Source organism: Actinomadura sp. (assembly GCF_044508335.1).
Taxonomy (GTDB): domain Bacteria; phylum Actinomycetota; class Actinomycetes; order Streptosporangiales; family Streptosporangiaceae; genus Spirillospora.
Genome location: NZ_JBIQHY010000053.1, coordinates 17,268 through 21,694 on the forward strand (window position 1 = coordinate 17,268; position 4,427 = coordinate 21,694).

Genomic DNA, 4,427 nt, shown 5'->3' on the forward strand with positions numbered 1-4,427 from the left:
CTCGTCGTTCCGGGGCTCGTCGTTCTTGGTCTCGTCGCCGGCGCCCAGCATCGCCCGGGTGGCCTCGTCGACGATGTCGCGCATGGCGCGCTCGGCGGCGTCCGCGTCCCCCGACTGGACGGCCTGCGCCACCTCCATGTGCCAGCGGATGGCGACCGGCTCGGGATGCGCGGGCATCAGGTGGTGGTGGGTGCGGCCGGCGAGGACGGCGGCGACCACGCCGCTGAGCGCGGCCATCATCTCGTTGCCGGACGCCTCCAGCAGCGTCCGGTGGAACCGGATGTCGGCGACGAGGTACGCCTCCAGGTCCCCGGACCGGCCGTGGACGGCCATGTCCATGACGGCGCCGGTCAGCGTGCCGCACTGCGCGGGCGTGGCGCGGCGGGCGGCGAGCGCGGCGGCGACCGGCTCCAGCCCGCGGCGCAGCTCGCCGAGCGAGCGCAGCTGCTCGTCGCGGCCGGGGCCGTCCAGCCGCCAGCCGATGATCTGCGGGTCGAACAGGTTCCACCGCGCCCGCTCGGCGACCGTGATGCCGACGCGGCGGCGGCTGGTCACCATGCCCATCGACTCCAGGACGCGGATCGCCTCCCGGACCACCGACCGGGAGACCCCGAACCGGGCCTCCAGCTGCTCGATCCGCAGCACCTCGCCGGCGCCCAGCGCACCGGACGTGATCATCGTGCCGAGCCGGTCGAGGACGCTGCCGTGCAGCCCCGTCTGCGCGTTGTCCACCATGACCCAATCATCACACGAAGCCTGGTGACTCCTGCATAAAGATCTGATTTTTCAGCTCTATCTCTTGTAATGAGCATGTCATTACGGTCACACTCGGGCAGTCCATCATCTTCGCCACGCTCCCGGAGGATGACGCATGCACCCGATCCTGCTGGCAGCGGCGCCGGCGGCCTCGAGCGGGCGGCTCGTGCCGGCGGCGCTCGCCGGAATCGCGCTGATCGTCGTACTCATCACCTACTTCAAGGTCCACCCCTTCCTGAGCCTCACGCTCGGCGCGCTGCTGGTCGGCGCCATCGCCGGGCTGCCCATGTCCGACACCGTCGACGCGTTCGGCAAGGGCTTCGGCGACACCGCGGCCGGCGTCGGCGCGCTCATCGCGCTCGGCGCCATGTTCGGCAAGCTGCTGGCCGACTCCGGCGGCGCCGACCAGATCGTCGACACCATCGTCGGGCGCTCCCGGCGCGCGTTCCTCCCGTGGGCGATGGCCCTCGTCGGCGCGCTGATCGGGCTGCCGATGTTCTTCGAGATCGGGCTCGTCCTGCTGATGCCGGTCATCTTCCTGGTGGCGCGCCGCTCGGGCCTGTCGCTCATCGCGGTCGGCATCCCGGCGCTGGCCGGGCTGTCGGCCATGCACGGGCTCGTCCCGCCGCACCCGGGGCCGCTCGTCGCCATCGACGCGCTCAAGGCCGACCTCGGTCTCACGCTCGGCTTCGGCGTGCTGGTCGCGATCCCGACGGTCGCGCTGTCCGGTCCGGTGTTCGCCCGCTACGCGGCCCGGTGGGTGGACGTCATGCCGCCCCGCCTCTACCTCGACGACTCCGAGGAGGAGGACGGGAAGCCCGCGGAGGACGGGAGCCCGCGGCGCCGCCCGTCCTTCCCGGTCACCCTCGCCACCGTCCTCCTGCCCGTGGTGCTGATGCTGGGCAAGGCCATCGCCGACATCGCGCTGGACGAGGGCGGCGGCGTCCGCACGGTCCTCGACAACCTCGGCACCCCGCTGATCGCGCTGCTCATCGCCGTGGTCGTCGGGATGTTCACGCTCGGCCTCGGCGCGGGCATGAACCGGCGGTCGGTCTCCGCCACGCTGGCCGAGTCGCTGCCGCCCATCGCCGGGATCCTGCTGATCGTGGCGGCCGGCGGCGGCTTCAAGCAGACGCTGATCGCGACCGGGATCGGCGAGATGGTCGCCGACTGGGTCAAGGACAGCGGGTTCTCGGTGCTGTTCCTCGCCTGGCTGGTCGCCGTCCTGATCCGGCTGGCCACCGGCTCGGCGACCGTCGCCACCGTCACCGCCGCCGGCATCCTCGCCCCGCTCACCGGCGCGCTCGACACCGGCGAGACCTCGCTGCTCGTGCTGGCGATCGGCGCCGGGTCGCTGTTCTTCTCGCACGTCAACGACGCGGGCTTCTGGCTGGTGAAGGAGTACTTCGGCCTCGGCGTCGGGCAGACCGTGAAGACGTGGTCCCTGATGGAGACCGTCATCTCCGTGTGCGGCCTGGTCTTCGTCCTGCTGCTGAACCTCGTCGTCTAGCCGGCGGACCGCGGCACCGCGGAGGGGCCCGGGGCCGGGACGTTCGGCCCTGGGCCTCCGCCGTCCGCTGGGCGATCATGGAGGGGCAGGGGTCGGGAAGGCCCGCACGGGTAGGTCAACGGCGTCCTCCGCCGGAAGGAGACAGGCCATGCTGGTCCGGGAGGCGATGACCTCGCCCGTCGTCACGATCCCGCGGACGGCCACGGTCCGCCAGGCGATCCGCGTCCTGCACGAGCACGAGATCACCGCGCTGCCGGTCGTGGACGACGCGGGCCGGCTCGCCGGAATCGTCAGCGAGATGGACCTCCTGCGCGGCGTGTTCGAGCGGGACCCGCGGGCCTTCGCCCGGCCGGTCGCGACGACGGCGAGCCCCGCACCGCGCCTGGTCGAGGAGGTCATGACCCGCGACGTGGAGACCGCGCGGCCCAACACCGACGCGGCGACCCTCGCCGACACGATGATGCGGACCCGGATCAAGAGCGTCCCCGTGCTGGACGGCGACGACATCGTCGGCATCGTCAGCCGCCGCGACCTCATCGCGATCCTCGCCCGGAGCGACGCCCGCATCCACGACGACGTGCTCGCCGCGATCGAGGAGTACGCGCCGGACGGGCGGCGCTGGGAGGTGTCGGTGCGCGACGGCGCCGTCGAGCTGCGCGGCGGCGCGGACGAGCCGGCCCGGCGGATCGCCGACATCCTCGCCCGCACCGTGCCCGGCGTCACCCGGGTCTCCATCCGGGAAGCCGGAGGGCGGGACTGATGCGCGTCATCTCCGAATCGCACCTCGCCAGCATCCTCGCGGGCCTGCCGGGGCGGCCGCGGGTCGTCGCCGGCGGCAACTTCGCCACCCCCCGCCGCGCCCTCGCCGTCCTGGACGGGGCGGCCCCCGAGTACCGGCTGTTCATGCTGAACGCGCAGGACGGGATCCCGGACCGCGACGGCGTCGAGCTGGAGACGCCGTTCGTCGGGGCGGGCATGCGCGGCCTGCCGAACCTGCGGTACTTCCCGTCGCGGCTGTCGCTCGTCCCGAACCTGCTGAAGGAGTCGCTGCCGCCCGACGTCGTCGTCCTCCAGACGTCCACGCCGCGCAACGGGACGGTGTCGCTCGGCATCGAGGTCAACATCCTGCCCGCGGCCGTCGAGGCGGTGCGCGCCCGCGGCGGGCTGGTGATCGCCCAGCTCAACCCGCGGATGCCGTACACCTTCGGGGACGCCGTGATGGCGGTGGACGAGATCGACTACGCGATCGAGTCGGACGAGCCGCTCGCGAGCCCCGTGCCGCGTCCGCCCGGAGACGTCGCCCGCGAGATCGGGGCCAGGGTGGCGGGGCTCGTCCCCGAGCGGGGGACGCTGCAGCTCGGCATCGGCGCCGTCCCGGACGCGGTGCTCGCCTCGCTGCTCGACCGCCGCGGCCTCGGCATCTGGTCGGAGATGTTCAGCGACGGGGTGCTCGCGCTGGAGAAGGCGGGGGCGCTCGATCCCGACACGCCGATCACCGCCTCGTTCGCGTTCGGCGGCGAGGAGCTCTACGACTGGGCGGACCGCAACGAGCGCGTCCGGATGCTGCGCACCGAGAAGACCAACGACCCGAGCCTGATCGCGCGGCGGCCCCGGCTCGTGTCGGTGAACTCCGCGCTGCAGGTCGACCTGTACGCGCAGGCCAACGCCAGCCGGGTGCGCGGGGTGATCTACTCGGGGTTCGGCGGGCAGACCGACTTCGTGGTGGGCGCGCTGCACTCCCCCGGCGGCCGGGCGGTCATCGCGCTGCCGTCGTGGCATCCGAAGGCGGACGTGTCCACGGTCATCCCGCGGCTGTCCGGGCCGGTCACCTCGTTCCAGCACAGCTTCATCGTCAGCGAGCAGGGCACCGCCGCCATCTGGGGCCGCGACTCGGTGTCGCAGGCCCAGCAGATCGTGGACCTGGTGGCGCACCCGTCGGCCCGCGACGAGCTGCGCGAGCAGGGGCGCGAGCTGGGCTTCCCGCTGCGCTGACGGCGCCGCGCCGGCGCCGGCCTACCCGGCGGCCTTGGCCCGCGCCTTCGCCTTCCCCGCCTTCTTCTTCCCGTTCTTCGGGCCCTTCGCGTCCTTGCCGGCCTTGCCGTTCTTCCCGGCGTCCTTCTTGCCGTTCTTCGCGGCCTTCGCAGCCGGGACGGCCGCCGCG

Annotated in this window: 4 protein-coding genes; 3 read left to right on the forward strand and 1 reads right to left on the reverse strand. The window is 73.0% G+C overall.

Features of this window, described 5'->3' with window-relative positions; all coding sequences use genetic code 11:
- Positions 1 to 735, reverse strand: a 735-nt coding sequence (locus ACIWVC_RS19030; protein ID WP_396454391.1) for a FadR/GntR family transcriptional regulator, incomplete at its 3' end; no start/stop codon positions are given.
- A gap of 136 nt (positions 736 to 871) precedes the next feature.
- Here ACIWVC_RS19030 and ACIWVC_RS19035 point away from each other — a divergent pair.
- From ACIWVC_RS19035 to ACIWVC_RS19045, 3 genes are all read left to right on the forward strand, one after another.
- The gene (locus ACIWVC_RS19035) at positions 872 to 2,266 is read left to right on the forward strand and encodes a GntP family permease (RefSeq protein WP_396448644.1); all 1,395 of its coding nucleotides are present in this window, start codon (positions 872 to 874) and stop codon (positions 2,264 to 2,266) included.
- Between the two features lie 148 nt (positions 2,267 to 2,414).
- Complete coding sequence (locus tag ACIWVC_RS19040; protein ID WP_396448645.1) at positions 2,415 to 3,026, forward strand: CBS domain-containing protein; 612 nt, start codon at positions 2,415 to 2,417, stop codon at positions 3,024 to 3,026.
- Positions 3,026 to 4,258, forward strand: coding sequence for an acetyl-CoA hydrolase/transferase family protein (locus tag ACIWVC_RS19045; RefSeq protein ID WP_396448646.1), 1,233 nt, complete (start codon positions 3,026 to 3,028; stop codon positions 4,256 to 4,258). Before ACIWVC_RS19040 ends, ACIWVC_RS19045 begins: the two co-directional genes overlap by 1 nt.
- The last annotated feature ends 169 nt before the right edge of the window (positions 4,259 to 4,427 follow it).

Bases quoted from the DNA above. Each gene is read 5' to 3' on its own strand.
- ACIWVC_RS19045 (WP_396448646.1), top strand. From the start codon at position 3,026: ATGCGCGTCATCTCCGAATCGCACCTCGCCAGCATCCTCGCGGGCCTG.
- ACIWVC_RS19040 (WP_396448645.1), top strand. From the start codon at position 2,415: ATGCTGGTCCGGGAGGCGATGACCTCGCCCGTCGTCACGATCCCGCGG.
- ACIWVC_RS19035 (WP_396448644.1), top strand. From the start codon at position 872: ATGCACCCGATCCTGCTGGCAGCGGCGCCGGCGGCCTCGAGCGGGCGG.